Here is a 20,769-nt window from a genome sequence, read left to right on the forward strand (position 1 = left end):
GGATCGGCGGAACGGTGCACTGGTACCCGCAATGTAGTGGTGCGGGCGGTCGCGGGCGCGGGCGACACCATTGAGATGATCGGGTCAGCGACCGAAGTGCTTCCACGAATGACCCAGGGAGTGGCAATGACCGAGCAGAAGGTGGCCGTGGTCACCGGTGCCAGCAGCGGAATCGGCGCGGCGACCGCCCGCCGGCTCGCCGAGGAGGGCTTCGAGGTGGTGCTGACCGCCCGGCGGACCGACCGGATCGAGGCACTGGCCAAGGAGATCGGCGGGCGCGCCCACACCCTGGACGTCACCGACCGGGCCGCGGTGGACGCGTTCGCGGCCGGGATCGGCCGGGTGGACGTCCTGGTCAACAACGCCGGCGGGGCGATCGGCGCGGAGACGGTGGAGAGCGGCGACCCGGCCGACTGGCTGGCGATGTACCAGGTGAACGTCCTCGGCGTGCTGCACATGACGCAGGCGCTGCTGCCGGCGCTGCGGGCGAGCGGCGACGGCACCGTGCTGCTGATGTCCTCCACCGCGGCGCTGGCCGCGTACGAGGGCGGCGGCGGCTACGTGGCCGCCAAGCACGCGGCGCACACCATCGCCGCGACCCTGCGGCTGGAGCTGTGCGGGGAGCCGATCCGGGTGATCGAGATCGCCCCGGGCATGGTGAAGTCCGAGGGCTTCGCGGTCACCCGGTTCCGCGGTGACGAGGAGAAGGCGGCCGCCGTGTACGCGGGGGTGGCCGAGCCGCTGACCTCGGAGGACATCGCGGACACCGTCGCCTGGGCGGTCACCCGGCCCTCGCACGTCAACATCGACCTGCTGGTGGTCCGCCCGCGCGCCCAGGCCGCCAACCACAAGGTCCACCGCGCCTGACGGCCCCGGGGCGGGCGGCCCGGGGGTCAAGATCGAACGCGTCACCCGGCAGTGGTACACACGTGCGATGACATCTCTTCGGGCCGCCCGTCCGCGGCTGCTGCTGGCCGCACTGGCGACCGGCACCCTGCTCCTCACCTCGGCCTGCGACGACGGCCCCGTGCCCGCGCAGGACCGGGCCGCCGGGACCAGCCCGGCCGCCGGCGCCCTGTCGGCCACCCCGACGGCGACGCCGACCTCGACGCCGACGCCGAAGCCCACCGGCGCGGACGACCCCGCGCTCAAGCCCTTCTACGGCCAGCAGATCTCCTGGGCCGCCTGCCCGGAGGACCCCAAGGCCGCCAAGGCCAGGATCGACACGTCCGGGATGCTCTGCGGCAGGCTGCACGTCCCGCTGGACTACGCCCACCCCGCCGCGGACGCCCTGGACCTCGCGCTGATCAAGCTGCCGGCCGCCAAGCCGGAGCAGCGGCTGGGCTCGCTGATGGTCAACCCCGGCGGCCCCGGCGGCTCCGGCATCGAGATGGTCAAGTACGGCGCCAAGGAGTACGACGGCGTCCTGCACAACCGCTTCGACGTGATCGGCTTCGACCCGCGCGGCACCGGCGAGAGCTCGCCCGTCGTCTGCTACGACGACAAGCAGCACGAGGAGTCCAACCAGCGCGACACCCCGATGGAGCCGGCCGCCCGCAAGGCGCAGCACGTCAAGGCCGCCACCGAGCACGCCGCGGCCTGCCAGGCCAAGGCCGGCAAGCTGCTGCCCTTCGTCGGCACCCGCAACACCGCCCGCGACCTGGACGTGCTGCGCGCCGCCGTCGGCGACCGGAAGCTCAACTATCTCGGCATCTCCTACGGCACCTACCTCGGCGCGCTCTACGCCGAGGAGTTCCCGAAGAACGCCGGGCGGCTGGTCCTGGACGGCGCCGTCGACCCCGCCCAGGACCGCCTGGACCACGGCATCGACCAGCAGGTCGCCTTCGAGAAGGCCTTCCGGCGCTTCGCCGCGGACTGCGTCGAGAACCACCCCGAGGACTGCCCGCTCGGCAAGGACCCGGACACGGCGGCGAAGAAGGCCGCCGACTTCCTGGACGGCCTGTACGAGCACCCGCTCACCGCCAAGGACGGACGCAAGCTCAACCGCGACCTCGGCTGGACCGGGACCGTCTCGATGCTCTACGGCGACGAGAAGACCTACTGGAAGGCCCTGCGGATCGCCCTCGGCTGGGCGATGAAGGGCGACAAGCCCGACTACCTGCTGGCCTTCGCCGACGAGTACAACGGCCGCGACGAGGACGGCCACTACAGCCCGATGGAGGAGGCCAACGGCGCGATCAGCTGCGCCGACACCTCCCGCCCGGCCCCGACCCCCGAGCGCGCCCGGCAGGCGGTCGCCCGGCTCCAGGCCGAGGCCCCGCTGCTCTCCAAGGGCGTCACGGTCGAGGACTACGACGAGCCCTCGTGCGCGTACTGGCCGTTCAAGACCACCGAGAAGCCGCACGCCGTCCGCGCCGAGGGAGCCGCGCCGATCCTGGTGGTCGGCACCACCGGGGACCCGGCCACGCCCTACGCCTCGGCCGAGGCGCTGGCCAAGGGCTTCGCCGACGCCACCCTGCTGACCCGGGTGGGCGAGGGCCACGGTGCCTTCGGCAAGGGCAACGGCTGCATCGACGCCGCGCTGGAGGCGTACCTCGTCGACGGGACCATGCCGGCCGCCGGGACCAGGTGCTCCTGAGGGGCCGGGCATGCCCAGGGATCCGGAGTATTAGCAGATGAAGGCGGGGAGAGCGCTGACAGAGAGGTGTCAACGTCACAACTTGATAGCTCGATCGGATGAATTCCGCGCGCGCTCTCCCCAACTGATGACCGCTCAACTACCGTTGAGCCGCTGCCCGGCGGGCGCTGGACGCCGCTCCGCAGCCCCATACTTCATCTGCTCCACCCCTTCCCACCGGCCCCTTCCCGCCCTCACGAGGAGGACCCGCTGGCCAGCGACATCCCGCCGCAGCGGCTCGATCCACACTCCGAGCCGACCCTCCTCGGGTTGCACCGCTTCAACGAGGCCGACGCCGGCGCCGCCGAGGAGGCCCTGCTGGCCTGCTGCGGCAGCCACCGCTGGGCCCTGCGGCTCACCGCCCACCGGCCCTACCCCGACATAGAGTCCCTGCTGGCCGCCGCCAGTGAGGCCTCCTACGACCTGCGCCCGGCCGACCTGGCCGAGGCGCTGGCGGACGAGAGCTGGATGCCGCAGCCGCTCCTCGGCATGCGCGCGCCGGGCAGCCAGGCCGCCCACACCGCCCTCCGCGCGGCCCACGCCGCGTACGAGGCCCGGTTCGGGCACGTCTTCGTGGTCTGCCTGGAGGGCGTCGCCCCCGAGGAGATGCTCGACACCGTCCTCCACTCGATCCGCACCCGGCTCGCCAACGACCCGGACGAGGAGCGGCTGATCGCGGCCGACGAGCTGCGCCGGATCGCCCTCACCCGGTTGGAGCACCTGGTCGCCACGCATTCCGGGGCCGCGGCCCGCTGAACCGCGGCTGCACCGCACCTCGCCCGGTGGCTCCGCGCCCCACGGCTCCGGGTTCCACGGCGCCACGCGTCACGGCGCCACGCGTCATGGCGCCACGCGTCACCGCACCGCCTGCGCGGCGCGGAGCTTGGCCGCCTGCTGCCGGACGATCCGCTCGTCCGGCGCGGCGGCCGGCTTCGCGCCGACGCCGACGGTCGTGAAGACCGCCAGCACCTGGCCGACCCTGACCACCAGCGCGCGCTGCGAGAGCACCACCGAGCCCGATTCATTCGTCAGGGTGAACCCGGTTACCGCGTCCGCTCCCCCGGGCGTGGGCGTGTCGTCCCGGGTCAGCCGGTGCCTGGTCCGCACTCCCTTCCGCGACCGGTCCGCCGGCGGAGGCGGCGCCGTGGAGGAGAAGGAGGCGCACGGGCCGAACAGCTTCTCCAGCTCGGCCTGCAGCCGCGCCGCCCGGCCCGGCCGGTAGCCCAGCAGCCCGCCGTACACCCCGCCCTCCGGATCGGCCGCCCGCGCCACGCTCAGACCGGTCTGCGCGTACGGGCCCTCCGGGCCGGGCGAGGCAGAGGCGGCCGGGGCCGCCTGGGCCGCCTGAGCCGCCGGGGTCACCGTGTCCAGCAACGGCTGGCAGGCCGGCACGTCGGACACCTCCCGCCCCCCGCCGGAGCCGGTCTCCCCGTGGCCGGGGGCCATCACCGTCACCGTGTACCCGGGACCGAGGTCGGCGTCGGCCACCGCGGCCGCCCGCAGCTCCCCCGCGGACAGCTCGCGCACCGGCCCGGCCCCGTCGGCCGAGCCGCCGACCGTGGTGCAGCCCGCCGCCAGCAGCAGCACGAGGACGGCGGCGGGGGCGAGGGGACGGGGCGGGGGGAGCGGCACGGCGGCCTCGGCAGGGTGTCGGCGCGGACGGCGAGCGGCCACCGTAGCGCAACCGCGAGGTCACCCTCCGTGCCGAATCGGGGCGGAGTTCCCGGCAGACTAGGCCAGTCGTGCCTGATTGATCACACCTCGGGCCCCCGGAGGCGGTTACCGAGAAGGCGTCGATAGGATGCTCGCGGCCGGTGGACCGTACCCGGCCGGGCTGACCGACACCGAAGCCGGCCGAGCCCCCAATCGCTTCCGGAGGGTTTTTCCGTGCCGGCTGGAACGCTGTACCGCGGCCGGGAAGGCATGTGGAGCTGGGTGGCTCATCGAGTCACCGGCGTCCTCATCTTCTTCTTCCTGTTCGCCCATGTCCTGGACACCGCACTGGTGCGGGTGTCGCCCGAGGATTACGACACCGTCATTCAGACGTACAAGACGCCGCTGGTGAACCTGATGGAGTACGGCCTGGTGGCCGCCATCCTGTTCCACGCGCTCAACGGCCTGCGCGTCGTCGCCGTCGACTTCTGGTCGAAGGGCCCGAAGTACCAGAAGCAGATGCTCTGGAGCGTGGTGGGGGTGTGGGTCGTCCTGATGGCCGGCGCCTTCTACCCGATCCTTCAGCACACGCTGACCTCCTGGTTCGGGAAGTGATCTGAGACATGTCCACGGAAATCTCCGACGCCCTGGTCGTCCCCTCCGCCCAGGCGCACACCGGCAAGGGCCTCGGCACCGGCAACCCGGCCGACGCCTTCGTGATCGAGCCGGCCCGGCAGCGGACCAAGAAGACCCCGCGCCGCACCCGCACCAACTTCGAGATGCTGGCCTGGCTCTTCATGCGCCTGTCCGGCATCGTCCTCGTGGTGCTGATCCTCGGCCACCTGCTGATCATGCTGGTGCTCGACGGCGGCGTCTCCCGGATCGGCTTCGCCTTCGTGGCCGGCCGCTGGGCCTCGCCGTTCTGGCAGGGCTGGGACCTCCTGATGCTCTGGCTCGCCATGCTGCACGGCGCCAACGGCATGCGGACGGTCATCAACGACTACGCCGAGAAGGACTCCACCCGGCTCTGGCTGAAGGGCCTCATGGGCGCCGCCACGGTCTTCACCGTGCTGCTCGGCACCCTGGTCATCTTCACCTTCGACCCGAACATCTAATCGGCAGAGGCCAGAGGCGAGTTAGAACCCCATGCAGATTCACCAGTACGACACCGTCATCGTCGGGGCCGGTGGCGCCGGCATGCGCGCGGCCATCGAGTCGACCCAGCGCACCCGCACCGCGGTGCTCACCAAGCTGTACCCGACCCGGTCCCACACCGGCGCGGCCCAGGGCGGCATGTGCGCCGCCCTCGCCAACGTCGAGGAGGACAACTGGGAGTGGCACACCTTCGACACGGTCAAGGGTGGTGACTACCTGGTCGACCAGGACGCCGCCGAGATCATGTGCAAGGAGGCCATCGACGCCGTCCTCGACCTGGAGAAGATGGGCCTGCCCTTCTCCCGCACCGAGCAGGGCCGGATCGACCAGCGCCGCTTCGGCGGCCACTCCCGCAACCACGGCGAGGCCCCGGTCCGCCGCTCCTGCTACGCGGCCGACCGCACCGGCCACATGATCCTCCAGACGCTGTTCCAGAACTGCGTCAAGCACGGCGTCGAGTTCTTCAACGAGTTCTACGTCCTCGACCTGCTGCTCAACGAGGGCAAGACGGCCGGCGTCGTCGCCTACGAGCTGGCCACCGGCGAGATCCACGTCTTCCAGGCCAAGTCGGTCGTGTTCGCCTCCGGCGGCACCGGCAAGTTCTTCAAGGTCTCCTCCAACGCCCACACCCTCACCGGTGACGGCCAGGCCCTGGTCTACCGCCGCGGCCTGCCGCTGGAGGACATGGAGTTCTTCCAGTTCCACCCGACGGGCATCTGGCGCATGGGCATCCTGCTCACCGAGGGCGCCCGCGGCGAGGGCGGCATCCTGCGCAACAAGGACGGCGAGCGCTTCATGGAGCGCTACGCCCCCGTCATGAAGGACCTCGCGTCCCGTGACGTCTGCTCCCGCGCGATCTACACCGAGATCCGCGAGGGTCGCGGCTGCGGTCCGGACGGCGACCACGTCTACCTGGACCTCACCCACCTGCCGCCGGAGCAGCTGGACGCCAAGCTGCCGGACATCACCGAGTTCGCGCGCACCTACCTCGGCATCGAGCCCTACACGGACCCGATCCCGATCCAGCCCACCGCGCACTACGCCATGGGCGGCATCCCGACCAACGTCGAGGGTGAGGTCCTGCGCAACAACACCGACGTCGTCCCGGGCCTGTACGCGGCCGGCGAGGTCGCCTGCGTGTCCGTGCACGGCGCCAACCGCCTGGGCACCAACTCGCTGCTGGACATCAACGTGTTCGGCCGCCGCGCGGGCATCGCCGCCGCCGACTTCGCCAACGCGAACGACTTCGTCGAGCTGCCCGAGAACCCGGCCGAGAAGGTCCAGGCCCTGGTCGACGGCCTGCGCGAGTCCACCGGCACCGAGTCCGTGGCGCAGATCCGCAAGGAGCTGCAGGAGACCATGGACACCAACGCGATGGTGTACCGCACCGGCGCCACCCTGAAGCAGGCGGTCGAGGACATCGCCGCGCTGAAGGAGCGCTACAAGAACGTGGCGATCCAGGACAAGGGCTTCCGTTACAACACGGACCTGCTGGAGGCCGTCGAGCTCGGCAACCTGCTCGACCTGGCCGAGGTGCTGGCGGTCTCCGCGCTCGCCCGCGAGGAGTCCCGCGGCGGCCACTACCGCGAGGACTTCCCGACGCGTGACGACGTGAAGTTCATGCAGCACACCATGGCGTACCAGGAGGTTGCCGAGGACGGCACCACCTCCATCCGCCTCGACTACAAGCCGGTCGTCACGACCCGCTACCAGCCGATGGAGCGTAAGTACTGATGAGCACTCCGACCGTGGAGAAGCACTCGGCCGCTCTGGACGCGGCCGAGGCGGATGCCGTCCAGCTGATCACCGTCACCTTCCGGATCCGCCGGTTCAACCCGGAGGAGCACCCGGACCCGGTGTGGGTCGACTACCAGCTGGAGATGGACCCGAAGGAGCGCGTCCTGGACGCGCTCAACAAGATCAAGTGGGAGCAGGACGGCACCCTCACGTACCGCCGTTCCTGCGCGCACGGCATCTGCGGCTCCGACGCCATGCGGATCAACGGCCGCAACCGGCTGGCGTGCAAGACCCTGATCAAGGACGTCAACCCGGAGAAGCCGATCACGATCGAGGCCATCAAGGGCCTGACGGTCCTCAAGGACCTGGTCGTGGACATGGACCCGTTCTTCCAGGCGTACAAGGACGTCATGCCGTTCCTCATCACCAAGGGGAACGACCCGACCCGCGAGCGCCTGCAGTCCGCCGAGGACCGCGAGCGCTTCGACGACACCACCAAGTGCATCCTGTGCGCCGCGTGCACGTCGTCCTGCCCGGTCTTCTGGAACGACGGCCAGTACTTCGGCCCGGCCGCGATCGTCAACGCGCACCGCTTCATCTTCGACTCGCGCGACGAGGGTGCGGAGCAGCGGCTGGAGGTCCTGAACGACCGCGAGGGCGTCTGGCGCTGCCGGACCACCTTCAACTGCTCGGAGGCCTGCCCGCGCGGCATCGAGGTCACCAAGGCGATCCAGGAAGTGAAGCGGGCGCTGGTCACCCGCCGCTTCTGATCCCGGCCTGACACGACGAGGGCCCCGTCCGATCCGCCGATCGGACGGGGCCCTCGTGCGTCCCGGCTCAGCGCAGGACGCCGAGGTCCTTCGGGGTGGTGAAGCCCTTGTACGTCAGCAGGTGCCGGTCGGCCGTGACGGCCCACAGGTCCGGCGTGCCGTCACCGTCGAGGTCACCGGAGCTGCCGAGGGTCGGGTAGGCGTCCACGGTGAACCCGGTGGCGACCGCACCGGACGACGGATCGGCGAGGGCGGAGAAGTCGAACGTGCCGTCGGCCTTCTTCGGGAGCGGGTACGCGTGCAGCGTGCCGGTGGCCCGCTCGCGCGCCCAGAGCGCGAGGTTCCCTGCGGCATCCGCGCCGGGGGCGATCAGGTCGTAGCCGTTCCACGCGCCGCTGGTGGTGAGCTTGTGAGCCTTCGGCCCGAAGAAGGCGAAGTTGCCGGAGTACAGCCAGAGGTTGCCGCGTTCCAGCGTGACCAGCGAGGGCGAAGGATCACCGCCCAACGGTCCGAGCGCGACGAGCTGGTCCACCTTCGACCAGTCGCTCGCGTAGTCGGCCGGGCAGGAGACCGTGGCACCGGTGGTGTCCTGGCACTCCTTCGGCCTCCGGGCGCTCGTCATTCCGCCCTCGAATGCCCCGTAGTCGGAGTTCTGGTAGAGATTCATCCAGCCGCTGCCCGGCTGGTGGATGAACACATCGTCCATCGACGGTGCGTGAGCGCCCGGGTTCCAGCCTCGGTGGGCGATCTGGAGCGCCGACCAATTCCGCTGGTCGCTGGGGGCACGCCTCGCCTCGACGACCGCGTGGGGCGTGCTTTCGCTCGCCGAGGCGCTGATGTACTGAAGGTTCCCCTGGGTGTCAGGAAGCACGATGTCCGCGACCCCGTCGCCGTCCACGTCGCCGAGCGTGCTCGGCGGGTTGGGGTTGGACGGCGCGTAGAAGTTGTAGGCGAAGGCCTGGCTGACGTTCCCCGCGTTGTCCACGGCCTCGACGTAGAGGGTGTTGCTGCCCCACTCCTTCACCTTCACGTCGAGGGTGGCGGTGCCGTCCGGGCCGGGCTGCACGGTGGGGCCGGCGCAGCCGCTGTAGACGGCGCTGTGGTCGTTCAGGGCGTACCGGTAGCACGCGATCCCCGAGGCCTCGCCTCCGCCGGCCGGCACCGGGTCGGTGCCGCTGATGACGAAGGCGGCGGTCTCGCCCGCGTACTTGTTCGGCTTCTGGCCGGAGCCGACGGGCGGGAAGTCCGTGGAGGTGACGGCCACGATGGCGCTGGTGAGGTCCACCCGGAAGTGGCAGTCGGCCGACGCCGGGGAGATCTTGTGGCCCTGGAGGGCGCGGGCCTGCCAGGTGTAGCCGTGGCCGTCCGCCAGGCCCGGGACGGTGATCCGGGCGCGGCCGGCCACCGCCGGGGCGGTGCCGCTGAAGACGGCCGGGTCGGTGCCGGTCGTGCTGTCCCAGACGGCGAAGCGGGCCGAGAGGCCGGTCGGCTGCTCGGCGGTGACTGTCGCGTCGAGGGCCGGGCCGTCGACGGTGCGCCCGATCCAGCCGGGCGTGGTGGTCGAGTCGCAGGCGTCCGTGACGGCGCCCGTGGAGACGGTCCGCGGCTGCGGGGACGCGGTCGTCGTGGTGACCCGCAGTCCAGTGTCGGCCGCGGCGGCCGGAGCCGCCAGCAGACCGGCGGCCATCGCCGCGGTCGCCGCGGCGCCCCACCGGCGCAGGTGCGCAGGCTTCATGAAAGTACCCACCCCTTGGGAGTCGAAGAAAGGTTCGACCTCTACTCAAACGGTGTGGATCTTGCCAGCGCCCCCGCTGACCGGCAACCGGGTTTGGTCGCTCAGTCGACGGCCGGCTCGCGTCGGGTGGCCCGGAGGCCGCGGACGCCGATGGCGCCGATCCCGACGCCGAGGACGAAGGACGTCACCGCGAGCAGGAGGTGCACCCAGAAGAAGGCGGTGGGCTGCGAGTGGTCGCCGCCGGCGAAGGCCTGACCGCCCGAGTCCTTCCAGAGGTTCTTGACGAAGGTGGTCCAAATGATCATGGACCAGACGCCGAAGGCGGTCAGGAACCAGGACGTGCGACGGCTGAGCTTCATGAGGTCCTCAACGGGCGGTGGCGTGAAGAAGGCGTGTCCCCCCAGTATGCGCGGGGGGCCGTTCGGCGTACCGCAGCCCCCTCCTGCGGAGGACGGGCCCGGAGTGGCGGACGACCGGGGCCCCGACTGGGTACGGTCAGCTGGTGCTCACACGCCCTAAGCTCGCACAGCTGATCGCCGCGTGCCTCGCGGCGCTCCCGGTCCTCCTCGCCGCCCCGGCCGCCGTCGCGGCCCCGCACTCCCCGCCGCCCCCGCAGACAGCGGTCGGCGGCGAGCGGATGGGGCTCTCCGGTGTCCAGGTGGACCCGCTGGCAGGCGCGCCGGCGCTGCCGCGGGACCTCACCGGGCGCTCCTGGATAGTCGCCGACGCCGCGTCAGGGGACGTGCTGGCCGCCAGCAACCCGCACCTGCGCCTGGCGCCCGCCAGCACGCTGAAGATCCTCTTCGCCGACACCGTGCTGCCCAAGTTCGACCGCAACGCCGTGCACCGGGTCGCGGACGCGGAGATCCAGGGCATCGGCCCCGGCAGCAGCCTCGTCGGCATCAAGGAGGACCTCGACTACAAGGTCGAGGACCTCTGGCGCGGGGTCTTCCTCAGCTCCGGCAACGACGCCGTGCACGTCCTGGCGCACATGAACGGCGGCATCCAGCAGACCGTCGCCGAGATGCAGGCCCGCGCGGACGCGCTGCAGGCCAGGGACACCAGGGTCGTCTCGCCGGACGGCTACGACATGGAGGGCCAGCTCTCCTCGGCCTACGACCTCACGCTGTTCGCCCGTGCCGGGCTGCGCAACCCCGACTTCCGGATGTACTGCGCCACCCGGGACGCGCTCTTCCCCGGCGCGGTGGACAGGAACACCGGCCAGCGCGGCAGCTTCGGCATCGCCAACACGGACCGGCTGCTCGGCAAGTATCCGGGGCTGATCGGTGTGAAGAACGGTTTCACCACCGAGGCCGGCTCCACCTTCGTCGGCGCCGCCGAACGGGACGGCCGTACCCTGCTGGTGACGGTGATGCACCCGACCACGTACCAGAAGGTCTACGACGAGACCGCGGCGCTGCTGGACTGGGGGTTCGCCGCGGCCGACAAGGTCACGCCGGTCGGGCGGCTGGTGGACGAGGCACCGGCGGCGGAGCCGGCGCCCGGCGGGCAGGCGGGCGGCCCCGCCGGGCCCCCCGCGCCGCCGCCGCACCCCACACCGTCCGCGCAGAGCGATCGGACCCCGCAGACTCCGCAGCCCGCGCCCGCCCGGACGGCCTCCGGCGGCGACGGCGGCGGGCTCGGCCCGGCCGCCTGGCTGCTCGCCGCGCTCGTGACGGCGGCGGGCGGCACCGCGGCGCTGCTGCTCCGGCGGCGCCGGTCGGGCCGGCCGGTCGAGTAGGTCCGCCCGGCCGCCGGCCGGGCGGCGACCGCCGTCACGGTCCGGGGCCCCGCGGGCCCGGTCTCATTCGCGGGACCGGGCCCGCGGCGCGTCCTCCCGCGCCGCCGCCTCCGCCTCGTCCGCCTCCTCCACCATCTCCCGGGCCCGCGCCCGCGCCCGGTCTCGGGCGGCGGCCGGGTCCGCGGTCGCCGTCCAGGCGACGCAGTACATCAGCAGCCGGCAGACGAAGTTGATCCAGAGCAGCAGCGCCACCGGCACGCCGAAGGCGCCGTAGAGGCTCTTCCCGGCGACCGAGCCGAGGTAGGAGGCGAGCAGGATCTTCAGCAGCTCGAAGCCGACCGCGCCGATCAGCGCGCCCTGCAGCACGTCCCGCCGGTGCTGGCCGCCGATCCGGGGGAAGGGCGCCAGCAGGTAGGCGAAGAGCAGTGCGTCCGAGGCGACCGCGATCAGCAGGCCGACACCGGTCAGCAGGTAGCCGCCGGGGCCCCCGGTGCCCAGGCCGATCCACTCGGCGATCCGCCCCGCCAGGGTCGTGCCGGCGGCCGAGGCGGCCAGCGAGAGCAGGGAGACCAGGCCCAGCCCGAAGAGGACCACGCAGTCCCAGGCCTTGCGCAGCACCAGGTTGCCGCCGTCCTCGGGCAGCTGCCAGACGTCCCGGATCGAGGTGCGCATGGTGTCCACCCAGCCGAGGCCGGAGAGCAGCAGCAGGAAGCCGCTGACCAGACCGACGGCGCCCGCGTTGGCCACCAGCGAGGGCAGGTTGAGCGCGTCGGAGATGCCCGGCAACTGCTCGGAGATGCGCTTCTCCAGGTCCGCGACCCGGGTGTCGGAGAGGGTCGCGACCGCGATCGCCAGCGCCACCGTGAGCAGCGGGAAGAGCGCCAGGAAGCCGAAGAAGGTGACGGCTCCGGCCAGCCGGTTGCCGCGGGCGGCGGTGAAGTGCTCGTACACCCGGTACGGGCGGCTGCGCAGTACCCGCGCCGCGAGCGGGCCGATCACGGGGAGGCGGGTCAGGAAGTCCACCCGACCGGTTATACCGGCCCGTCGCCCGAATGGCCGTCAGGCTCGGCGCGCACGCGGGGGGTCGGGCGCCGGGGGCGCGCACCCGGGGCCCGACCCGGCACCGCGGTCGGCGCTCCGGCGGTCAGCGGTCGGCGGTCAGCGCTCCGGCGGTCAGCGATCAGCGGTCGGCGGTCAGCGCTTCAGCAGGCGGCGGGCCTTCGCCAGGGCGCGGACGGTCTGGTAGGCGCCGTACCGACCGTGGCTGAGCAGCTCGGTGCGCACGCCGTCGACCCCGGCGGGTGCCTCGTAGCCGGCCGGGCGGAGCCGGGCGCAGTGCTCGGCGGCGCGGCGGAAGAACTCGCGGCGGTCGCCGGGCGGTACCCGGCCCGGCCGGGACACCACCGTGTTGAGGTGGTGCAGCATCCGCCCGTAGACCACCGGGCGCCAGCGGTCGAGGTCGGGGCGGCGGTCCAGGAAGGCGAAGACCAGGTCGTACTGGGCGAAGACGTCGAAGTGCTTGCGGCTGGCCGTGGCCAGGATGTTGCCGCCCTCCTGGCGCTGCCGGTAGTGGACGCCGACCTGGTCGAGCAGGGTGATGCTCCCCGCGGCGAGCAGCGCCGGGTACGTCCAGGGGGTGTCCTCGTAGTAGCCCGCGGGGAAGGTCAGGCCCTGCTCGGCGATGAAGCCGCGGCGGTAGGCCTTGTTCCAGACCACCTGCAGCAGGTCCAGCAGGTCGGGGCGGCGGTCGAGGTCGAAGACGTCCGGCGAGTCGGCGCCGAAGACGTGCGCCGAGGCGGCCCGGGTGATCCGGCCGTCGGAGTACGTCCGGGCGTAGTCGTACACCAGGATGTCCGGGTCGCCGCCGGCCGCGAGCCGGTCGTCGACGGCCTTGAGGAGGCCGGGGGTCAGCGTGTCGTCGCTGTCCAGGAAGACCACGTACTCGCCGGTGGCGACCTCCAGGCCGGCGTTGCGGGCCCGGCCGAGGCCGACGTTCTCCGGCAGGTGCAGCACCCGTACCCGGGAGTCGCGGGCCGCGGCCTCGTCCAGCAGCGCGCCGCAGCCGTCCGGCGAGCGGTCGTCCACCGCGATCAGTTCGAAGTCCGGGCCGCCCTGGCCGAGGACGGAGTCCAGGCATTCGGGAAGGTACTCCTGAACCCGGTAGACCGGGACGATCACGCTGAAGCGGGGCATGGGGCACAGAGTAGTGGCCACTCCGGCCGGCCGGTCCACCGCGTCCCGGCGCCGCCGCCACGGGCCCCGGCGGCGGGCGCCGGGCGGGCCCGGAGGGGGCCGGAGGCCGGACGGTAGGATCGACGGGCACGTACGCACCGATCAAAAGTGCGGCCAGACCCCGACCGGGCTGCCACGCTCCTTCCCAAGAAAGGCCTGCGTAGCCGATGGCTCCCCGCCTCTCCATCGTCGTACCGATCTACAACGTCGAGCGCTACCTCGTGGAATGCCTCGACTCGATCGCCGCCCAGACCTTCACAGACTTCGAGTGCGTCATGGTCGACGACGGTTCGAAGGACGGCAGCGCGGCCCTCGCCGAGGCGTACGCGGCCAAGGACTCCCGGTTCCGGCTGGTCCGGCAGGTGAACAAGGGCCTCGGCGCGGCCCGCAACACCGGCATCCGGCACATCGACCCGGACAGCGAGTTCCTCTGCTTCGTCGACAGCGACGACTCGATGCCGCCGAGCGCGTACGAGCTCATGATCAACACGCTGGACGAGACCGGCTCGGACTTCGCCACCGGCAACGTGCTGCGGTTCCGCGCGGTCGGCTACTACCAGTCCGGCGGCCACAGCCGGCCGTTCGCCAAGACCGTGCTCAAGACGCACATCACCGAGATCCCGTCGCTGGTCACCGACCGCACCGCGTGGAACAAGGTGTACCGCCGCTCGTTCTTCGACGCGGCCGGCCTGCTGTACCCCGAGGGCATCCTGTACGAGGACGCCCCGGTCAGCGTTCCGCACCACTACCTCGCCAAGAGCGTGGACGTGCTCTCCGAGCCGATCTACCACTGGCGCGAGCGCGAGGTCGGCGAGATGTCGATCACGCAGATGCGCACCAACCCCAAGGGCCTGATCGACCGCGTCACCTCGGTGGAGCTGGTCCGCGGCTGGCTGAAGAAGCAGACCGACCCGCGCTTCGCGCAGTACCTGCGCACCTACGACGAGAACACCCTCGTCGAGGAGATCCCGATGTTCTTCTGGTCCGTCGTGGACGGCGACAAGGAGTACCGGGACGCCTACATCAAGAACGTCAGCCGGCTCCTGCGGGCGATCGGCCCGGAGCAGGTCCGCAAGCTCCGCGCGCCGCTGCGCCTGAAGTACCACCTGACCCTGCAGGGCCGGATCGACGAGTTCGTCGAGCAGATCAAGTTCGAGGGCGAGAGCAACGGCGGCGTCACCGCCCGCGGCCTGCTGCGCCCGTACGCCGACTACCCCTTCCTGCGCGGCGGCCGCAAGAGCGTGCCCTCCAGCGTCCTCAAGCTGGACAACTCGCTGGTGATCCGCAGCCGGCTGTACGAGACGGCCTGGGTCGGCGGCAAGTTCCAGCTGACCGGGCACGCGTACCCGGAGCAGCTGGGCGCCGAGAACAAGCACGACATGGTCCGGGTGCTGATCCTGCGCGAGGCCAAGGGCCGCCGCGTGGTCGCCGTCCCGACCAGGACCACGTACAGCCCCGAGGCCACCGCCACCTGCCACCACGACCTGTACAACTGCGACTGGGCCGGCTTCACCGCCTCCATCGACCCGAAGAAGCTCAAGCAGCGGGGTCAGTGGAAGGACGGCAACTGGCGCGTCCTGATGGCCGGCGGCGGCAAGGGCGGCGTGTACAAGGGCCGGATCTGGGCGGGCTGGAGCGACACCGCGCTCTACATGCCGGCGCACTGGGTCGAGCCGGACGTCCGGATCGTCCCCTGGGTCCGCGACGGCAGCGTCTACCTGCGCGTCGAGACCGTGCAGGCCCGGGTGACCGGCCTGGCGGCGCACGGCGGCCGGGTGGAGGTCTCCGGTGCGATCCGCACCGGCGCGAGCCTGGCCGGCGCCCGGCTCAAGCTCACCCACGTCGAGTCGGACCGCACCCTGCAGTACCCGCTGGAGCTCGCCGCCCCGGTCGGCACCCTGCGGCCGTTCAACGTCTCGTTCCCGGCCGCCGAGCTGACCGCCGTCCGCGAGGCCTGGGCCGAGCTCGACCCGGTCGCGCCCACGCGCGCCCGCGACCGCTGGGACGCCGTCCTGCTGCTCGCCGACGGCACCTCCGTCCCGGTGGCCTGGGACGACCGCAACGCGCCCGAGCAGCTGCACGTCGCGCTCAACCCGCAGGCCCCCGCCCCCGAGCGCCGCGCGCTGTACGCCAAGCCCTCCCCCGGCGGTTACCTGCAGCTCACCGACCAGCTGCTGCAGCCGCTGGTGGACGAGGTCGTCCCCCGCGGCGCCGACGGCTTCCTGCTCAGCGGTTCCTTCCCGCTGCCCGGCGCGCACCGCTGGGAGCTGGTGGTCCGCCACAACTGGCGCGAGGAGGAGCACGTCTACCCGGTCGAGATCGCGGACGGGCGCTTCCGCGCCACGCTGCCCTCGGTGCCGACCGCGTCCTTCGCCGGCCGGGTGCCGCTCGCCCAGGGCACCTGGGACGTCTTCTTCCGCCCGGTCGGCGCGCCGGTCGACTCCGAGGTCACGCTGCACGCACTGATCACGCCCGGCTGCTTCGGCGCGCTGCCGCTGGAGACCGAGTCGCGCGGCAAGCGGATCGTGCTGGAGCGCCGCCACTACGACGGCCTCTCGCTGGAGTCGCACAACGCGCTGCTGCCCGAGGAGCGCAGCGGCTGGCGCCAGCGCCAGCTGCGCACCGTGGACTACCCGGCCGCGCGCCGGCTCCCGCTGCGCGACACCGTGCTCTACAACGTGGCGCTCGGCGGCCTCTACGCCGACTCGCCGCGGGCGATCCACGAGGAGCTGGTCCGCCGCGGCCTGCCGCTGGAGCACTTCTGGGGCAGCGACGACATGCAGGCCGACCTGCCGCAGACCGCGGGCGCGCTGCGGCTCTGGAGCCCCGAGTGGTTCGAGACCCTGGCCACCGCCAAGTACATCGTCACCAGCGCGCACCTGCCGGACTTCTTCGTCCGCCGCCCCGGCCAGGTGGTCGTCCAGACCTGGCACGGCACCCCGCTGAAGCAGATCGGCTACGACTTCGAGAAGGTCTGGTTCACCGACGCCAACTACCTGAAGGGCGTCGCCAAGGAGGTTCCGAACTGGAGCCTGCTGGTCGCCGGGAACACCTGGTCGGCTCCGGTGCTGCGGCGCGCGTTCGACTACAAGGGCGAGATCCTGGAGAGCGGTTCGCCCCGCAACGACCTGCTGTTCGCCCCCGACCGGGAGAAGACGGCCGAGCAGGTCCGCGAGCGGCTCGGCCTTCCCGAGGGCAAGAAGGTCGTGCTCTACGCGCCGACCTTCCGCGAGGACCGGCGCCGCCCGAACGGCGGCTACCAGATGGACCTGCGGATCGACCTGGAGGCGGCCAAGGCGGCGCTGGGCGACGACCAGGTGCTGCTGGTCCGCCGGCACAGCGTGATGTGCGGCCAGGTCCCCGACGCCGGCAACGGCTACGTCTGGGACGTCGGCAGCTACCCCGACATGGCGGAGCTGCTGCTGATCGCCGACGTGCTGGTCACGGACTACTCGGCGTCGGTCTTCGACTTCGCCACGACCGGCAAGCCGATCCTGTTCTTCACGTACGACCTGGAGCACTACCGCGACAACCTGCGCGGCTTCAGCCTGGACTTCGAGTCGGAGGCGCCCGGCCCGCTGCTGGCCACCTCCGCCGAGCTGGTCTCCGCGCTGGGCCGGGTCGACGCGGTGGCCGCCGAGCACGCCGAGAAGTACGCGGCGTTCCGCGAGGCGTACTGCGACCTGGACGACGGCCAGGCCGCGGCCCGCGTGGTGGACGGCATGCTCCGCCAGCAGCAGTAGCGCAGCCCGCCCCGGAGGCGCCCGACGCGAACCGCGTCGGGCGCCTCCGGGCTTTCCGGGAGTTGCCCGGGAGTTGCCCGCCCTTTACGCCCTCATTGCACTCGAACTCACGTTTCGCGAACGAATTTCCGAGCAATTCTGCCGGACCGTACAGTTGACCCCGGGTGTCATTCCGGTATGGGATGCGCATTGGCCGTCGCACTCCCCCCACCGTGCGCAGGTCTCCGGCCCACCGCCATGGACCGGATCCCGCTCCGAAGGACCTCCCATGCCTGTCCTCACCCGGCTCGTACTGCCGCACGCCGATCCGCGGTCCGCCGACGGCCTGCCACCCGCCGACGAGGACGCCGTCTTCGGGCTGCTGCGTGCCCGCTGGAGCGCCCGCGGGCTGGAGCTCACCGGCTTCGCCCGCCCCGAGGACGCGGACACCGCCCGCCCCGGCTCCGCCTGGACCTGGCTGACCCTGCAGCGCAGCGAGGACGAGCCCCCGGTCCACCTCCGCACCAGGCCGCGCCGCCTGCCCGAGGTCACCGACGACAGCGCCCAGCCCGACCACAACCACGACTGGTCCGGCTTCACCGCCCTGATCGAGCCGCGCCGGCTCCGCCGCGGCGAGGAGTGGCTGCTCGGCGAGTGGCAGGTCGAGGCCACTCTGTTCACCCGTCCCCGCCCCACCCGGCTGCGCCGCCAGTACGGCCTGCTCGCCCCGCACTGGTGCGGGTCCGGCGAGTACCCGCCCGCCCGCTGGGTCGACCGGGACGTCCGGCTCCAGCCCCGCTTCGAGGACGGCCGCCTCCGCCTGCTGCTCGAACGCCCCGGCGTCCGGCTCACCCACGCCGTTCCCGCCGCGGACGGCCTCGACCTGCGCGGCACCGCCGACCACTGCCCGGCGGGCACCGTGCTGCGGTTGCGCCACCGGGAGAGCGACGCCGCCGTCGAGCGCCCGGTCGCCCGCACCGGCAACACCTTCGCCGTCCACCTGCCGTACCGGCCGTTCACCGCGGACGGCCGCGGCACCCGCGAGCTGGAGCACTGGGACGCCGAACTGCTGCGGCCGGACGGCACCACCGAGCAGCTCACCCTGGACGAGCGCGGCGGCCCGGTGGCCGGCCAGCACCCGCTGCCCGGCGGGCCCGACCGGGTGCTCTACCTGAAGCACCTCGCGGACGGCCGGCTCCAGTTCTGCGTCCAGCCCCCGGCCGTCTGGGTCGAGCGGGTCGAGCCGCGGGCCGGCGGCTTCGACCTCACCGGCCACTGCCCCGGCACCGGGCCGTTCGAGCTGGTCCTGCGGCACGGCGGCACCGCCGGCGAGGTCCGCCACCCGGTCCGGCTCGGCGCCGGCGGCCGCTTCCGGATCCACCTGCCCGCCACCCGCACCGGCTCCGACGGCACCGCCCTGCCGCTGCGCAAGGGCATCTGGGAGGCCGCCCTCCACCCGACCGACGGGCGGCCCGGTCCGCGGCGCCCGCTGATCGCCGCGCCCGCCCTCGTCCCCGCGCTGCCCGCCACCACCCAGGCCGGCGGCAAGCGGATCCTGCTCCAGCGCCGCTGGCACGACACGCTGCTGCTGGACTCCACGCCCGTCCTCACCGCCGCCGAGCGCAGCGCCTGGACCCAGACCCGCCAACGCACCGCCGGCTACCCCGCCGCCCGCCGCGAGCCGCTGCGCGACGCGGTGCTGTACGACGTCTTCGGCGGCCGGGGCTACTCCGACTCCCCGCGCGCGGTGCACGCCGAGCTCGCCCGCCGCGGCGTCCCGCTGGAGCACCTGTGGGTGGTCGACGACGCCCAGGCCGAACTGCCCGCCGGAGTGCGCCCGGTGCGGATCTGGAGCCCCGAGTGGTACCGGGCACTGGCCACCAGCCGGTACCTGGTCGGCAACACGCACTTCCCGGACTTCCTGCGCCGCCGCCCCGGCCAGGTGGTCGTCCAGACCTGGCACGGCTCGCTGCTCAAGCGGATCGCCCACGACGTCGACAACCCCTGGCTGGCCGACCACGGCTACCTGGAGGCGCTCGACCGGGAGACCCCCCAGTGGAGCCTGCTGCTCTCCCCCAGCGCGTTCGCCACCCCGATCCTGCGCCGGGCGTTCCGCTTCGAGGGCGAGATCCTGGAGTCCGGCTACCCGCGCGGCGACGTGCTGGCCCGGCCGGACGCCGGCCGCATCGCGGCGGTGCGCCGCCGGCTCGGCATCCCGGACGGCAAGCGGGTCGTGCTGTACGCGCCGACCTGGCGCGAGGACCAGCAGCACGGCGACGGCGACGGGTTCCGGCTGGACCTGAGGATCGACCTCGACCGGGCCCGGCAGACCCTCGGCCGCGACCACGTGCTGCTGATCCGCCCGCACGTGCACGTCCGCGAACCGCTGCCCGGCGCCGGGGACGGCTTCCTCTGGGACTGCGGGGACTACCCGGACGTCCAGGAGCTGCTGCTGATCGCGGACGTGCTGGTCACCGACTACTCGTCGATCATGTTCGACTTCGCGATCACCGGCCGCCCGCTGCTCTTCTTCACCTACGACCTGGAGCACTACCGCGACACCCTGCGCGGCTTCTACTTCGACTTCGAGGCACAGGCGCCGGGGCCGCTCGTCCCCACCTCGGACGAGCTCCTGCACGAGCTGCGCGAGCTCGCCGACCGCGGCGCCGCGGTGCCCGCCGGCTACGAGGAACGCCACCGCCGGTTCCGGGCCGAGCACTGCGCCCTGGACGACGGCGGCGCCGCAGGCCGCGTGGTCGACCGGATGCTCCGGCTCGGGCGGGCCTGACCGCCCGGGCCCCGGGGCCGCCGGGACGCCACGGCCGGCCGGAGCCGCCGGGCGCTCAGGAGAAGTGGTAGTCCCGCCAGGGCCGCCAGACCTCGTCCTCGTCGAAGCGGGAGAGGCTGAAGCCGGGCACCGGGAAGGCCGCCCGGAAGCCGCGGGCCTGCTCGAACGCCTGGTCCAGCACGTCGTCCGGCAGGCCGTGAGCCACCGTGACGTGCGGGTGGTACGGGAAGGCCAGCTCCCGCGCCAGCGGGCCGGAGCGGATGTCCGCCTCCAGCAGCCGGCACTCCTGCGCGCCCTCCTCCACCCGGACGAAGACCACCGGAGAGACCGGCCGGAAGGTACCGCTGCCCTGCAGCAGCATCCGGAACGGCCGGTGCGCGCGCGCCACCGTCGCGAGGTGCTCCTCGATCTTCGGCAGGTCCGCGGCCGCCACCTCGGTCGGCGGCAGCAGGGTGACGTGCGTGGGTATCGACCGGGCCAGCGGATCGCCGTGCCCCGCCCGGGCGTCCTGGACCGCCGAGCCGTACGGCTCCGGGACGCTCACGGACACGCCGATGGTGAGCACCTCCCCGCCGAACGGTTCGACGGGGAGGGACCC

General features: G+C 72.6%; 16 protein-coding genes. 10 read left to right on the forward strand and 6 right to left on the reverse strand.

Going from position 1 to position 20,769, the window contains the following annotated elements:
• The first annotated feature begins 126 nt into the window (after positions 1–126).
• The 3 genes from MCM47_RS19510 (at position 127) to MCM47_RS19520 (ending at position 3,394) form a co-directional block, all read left to right on the forward strand.
• Positions 127–867, forward strand: coding sequence for an SDR family oxidoreductase (locus MCM47_RS19510; protein ID WP_238862914.1), 741 nt, complete (start codon positions 127–129; stop codon positions 865–867).
• A 67-nt stretch (positions 868–934) separates the two neighbouring features.
• Entirely contained in the window at positions 935–2,599 is a 1,665-nt protein-coding gene (locus MCM47_RS19515) for an alpha/beta hydrolase (protein WP_238862915.1), read from the forward strand.
• A 309-nt stretch (positions 2,600–2,908) separates the two neighbouring features.
• Entirely contained in the window at positions 2,909–3,394 is a 486-nt protein-coding gene (locus MCM47_RS19520) for a 2-oxo-4-hydroxy-4-carboxy-5-ureidoimidazoline decarboxylase (RefSeq protein WP_238862916.1), read from the forward strand.
• Positions 3,395–3,493: 99 nt separating this feature from the next.
• On the opposite strand, the gene MCM47_RS19525 is transcribed toward MCM47_RS19520, so the two are convergent.
• On the reverse strand, positions 3,494–4,270 hold the full coding sequence (locus MCM47_RS19525; protein ID WP_238862917.1) for a hypothetical protein: 777 nt from the start codon (positions 4,268–4,270) through the stop codon (positions 3,494–3,496).
• 255 nt (positions 4,271–4,525) lie between these two features.
• Between MCM47_RS19525 and sdhC the strand changes: the two genes are divergently transcribed.
• From sdhC to MCM47_RS19545, 4 genes are read left to right on the forward strand one after another with little or no spacing between them, the layout of a single operon-like run.
• Positions 4,526–4,906 carry a succinate dehydrogenase, cytochrome b556 subunit gene (gene sdhC, locus MCM47_RS19530; protein WP_238862918.1) on the forward strand — a complete coding sequence of 127 codons (381 nt, stop codon included), beginning with the start codon at positions 4,526–4,528 and terminating at the stop codon, positions 4,904–4,906.
• Positions 4,907–4,914: 8 nt separating this feature from the next.
• On the forward strand, positions 4,915–5,406 hold the full coding sequence (locus MCM47_RS19535) for a succinate dehydrogenase hydrophobic membrane anchor subunit (RefSeq protein WP_238862919.1): 492 nt from the start codon (positions 4,915–4,917) through the stop codon (positions 5,404–5,406).
• A 31-nt stretch (positions 5,407–5,437) separates the two neighbouring features.
• Positions 5,438–7,180 carry a succinate dehydrogenase flavoprotein subunit gene (sdhA, locus tag MCM47_RS19540; protein ID WP_238862920.1) on the forward strand — a complete coding sequence of 581 codons (1,743 nt, stop codon included), beginning with the start codon at positions 5,438–5,440 and terminating at the stop codon, positions 7,178–7,180.
• Positions 7,180–7,953 (forward strand): succinate dehydrogenase iron-sulfur subunit, encoded by a 774-nt coding sequence (locus MCM47_RS19545; protein ID WP_238862921.1) that lies wholly within the window; start codon positions 7,180–7,182, stop codon positions 7,951–7,953. Before sdhA ends, MCM47_RS19545 begins: the two co-directional genes overlap by 1 nt.
• 67 nt (positions 7,954–8,020) lie before the next feature.
• On the opposite strand, the gene MCM47_RS19550 is transcribed toward MCM47_RS19545, so the two are convergent.
• Positions 8,021–9,688, reverse strand: coding sequence for a hypothetical protein (locus MCM47_RS19550; protein WP_238862922.1), 1,668 nt, complete (start codon positions 9,686–9,688; stop codon positions 8,021–8,023).
• A gap of 101 nt (positions 9,689–9,789) precedes the next feature.
• On the reverse strand, positions 9,790–10,047 hold the full coding sequence (locus MCM47_RS19555) for an SCO4848 family membrane protein (protein ID WP_238862923.1): 258 nt from the start codon (positions 10,045–10,047) through the stop codon (positions 9,790–9,792).
• A gap of 143 nt (positions 10,048–10,190) precedes the next feature.
• Between MCM47_RS19555 and MCM47_RS19560 the strand changes: the two genes are divergently transcribed.
• Positions 10,191–11,429, forward strand: a complete 1,239-nt coding sequence (locus tag MCM47_RS19560) for a D-alanyl-D-alanine carboxypeptidase family protein (RefSeq protein ID WP_374209171.1) — start codon at positions 10,191–10,193, stop codon at positions 11,427–11,429.
• A 63-nt stretch (positions 11,430–11,492) separates the two neighbouring features.
• On the opposite strand, the gene MCM47_RS19565 is transcribed toward MCM47_RS19560, so the two are convergent.
• Entirely contained in the window at positions 11,493–12,452 is a 960-nt protein-coding gene (locus tag MCM47_RS19565; RefSeq protein ID WP_238862924.1) for a YihY/virulence factor BrkB family protein, read from the reverse strand.
• Positions 12,453–12,623: 171 nt separating this feature from the next.
• Positions 12,624–13,622 (reverse strand): glycosyltransferase family 2 protein, encoded by a 999-nt coding sequence (locus MCM47_RS19570; protein WP_374209172.1) that lies wholly within the window; start codon positions 13,620–13,622, stop codon positions 12,624–12,626.
• A gap of 206 nt (positions 13,623–13,828) precedes the next feature.
• Between MCM47_RS19570 and MCM47_RS19575 the strand changes: the two genes are divergently transcribed.
• Both MCM47_RS19575 and MCM47_RS19580 read left to right on the forward strand, forming a co-directional pair.
• Positions 13,829–17,404 carry a bifunctional glycosyltransferase family 2 protein/CDP-glycerol:glycerophosphate glycerophosphotransferase gene (locus tag MCM47_RS19575; RefSeq protein ID WP_238862925.1) on the forward strand — a complete coding sequence of 1,192 codons (3,576 nt, stop codon included), beginning with the start codon at positions 13,829–13,831 and terminating at the stop codon, positions 17,402–17,404.
• Between the two features lie 268 nt (positions 17,405–17,672).
• A complete protein-coding gene (locus MCM47_RS19580; RefSeq protein ID WP_238862926.1) occupies positions 17,673–20,171 on the forward strand; it encodes a CDP-glycerol glycerophosphotransferase family protein in 2,499 nt (832 codons plus the stop codon).
• A gap of 55 nt (positions 20,172–20,226) precedes the next feature.
• On the opposite strand, the gene MCM47_RS19585 is transcribed toward MCM47_RS19580, so the two are convergent.
• Positions 20,227–20,721 carry a 2'-5' RNA ligase family protein gene (locus MCM47_RS19585; RefSeq protein ID WP_308222372.1) on the reverse strand — a complete coding sequence of 165 codons (495 nt, stop codon included), beginning with the start codon at positions 20,719–20,721 and terminating at the stop codon, positions 20,227–20,229.
• Positions 20,722–20,769: the final 48 nt, after the last annotated feature.

This window comes from Kitasatospora sp. A2-31 (assembly GCF_022288725.1).
GTDB lineage: Bacteria > Actinomycetota > Actinomycetes > Streptomycetales > Streptomycetaceae > Kitasatospora.

Bases quoted from the DNA above. Each gene is read 5' to 3' on its own strand.
- MCM47_RS19510 (WP_238862914.1), top strand. From the start codon at position 127: ATGACCGAGCAGAAGGTGGCCGTGGTCACCGGTGCCAGCAGCGGAATC.
- MCM47_RS19515 (WP_238862915.1), top strand. From the start codon at position 935: ATGACATCTCTTCGGGCCGCCCGTCCGCGGCTGCTGCTGGCCGCACTG.
- MCM47_RS19535 (WP_238862919.1), top strand. From the start codon at position 4,915: ATGTCCACGGAAATCTCCGACGCCCTGGTCGTCCCCTCCGCCCAGGCG.
- sdhA (WP_238862920.1), top strand. From the start codon at position 5,438: ATGCAGATTCACCAGTACGACACCGTCATCGTCGGGGCCGGTGGCGCC.
- MCM47_RS19545 (WP_238862921.1), top strand. From the start codon at position 7,180: ATGAGCACTCCGACCGTGGAGAAGCACTCGGCCGCTCTGGACGCGGCC.
- MCM47_RS19550 (WP_238862922.1), bottom strand. From the start codon at position 9,688: ATGAAGCCTGCGCACCTGCGCCGGTGGGGCGCCGCGGCGACCGCGGCG.
- MCM47_RS19555 (WP_238862923.1), bottom strand. From the start codon at position 10,047: ATGAAGCTCAGCCGTCGCACGTCCTGGTTCCTGACCGCCTTCGGCGTC.
- MCM47_RS19570 (WP_374209172.1), bottom strand. From the start codon at position 13,622: ATGCCCCGCTTCAGCGTGATCGTCCCGGTCTACCGGGTTCAGGAGTAC.
- MCM47_RS19575 (WP_238862925.1), top strand. From the start codon at position 13,829: ATGGCTCCCCGCCTCTCCATCGTCGTACCGATCTACAACGTCGAGCGC.
- MCM47_RS19580 (WP_238862926.1), top strand. From the start codon at position 17,673: ATGCCTGTCCTCACCCGGCTCGTACTGCCGCACGCCGATCCGCGGTCC.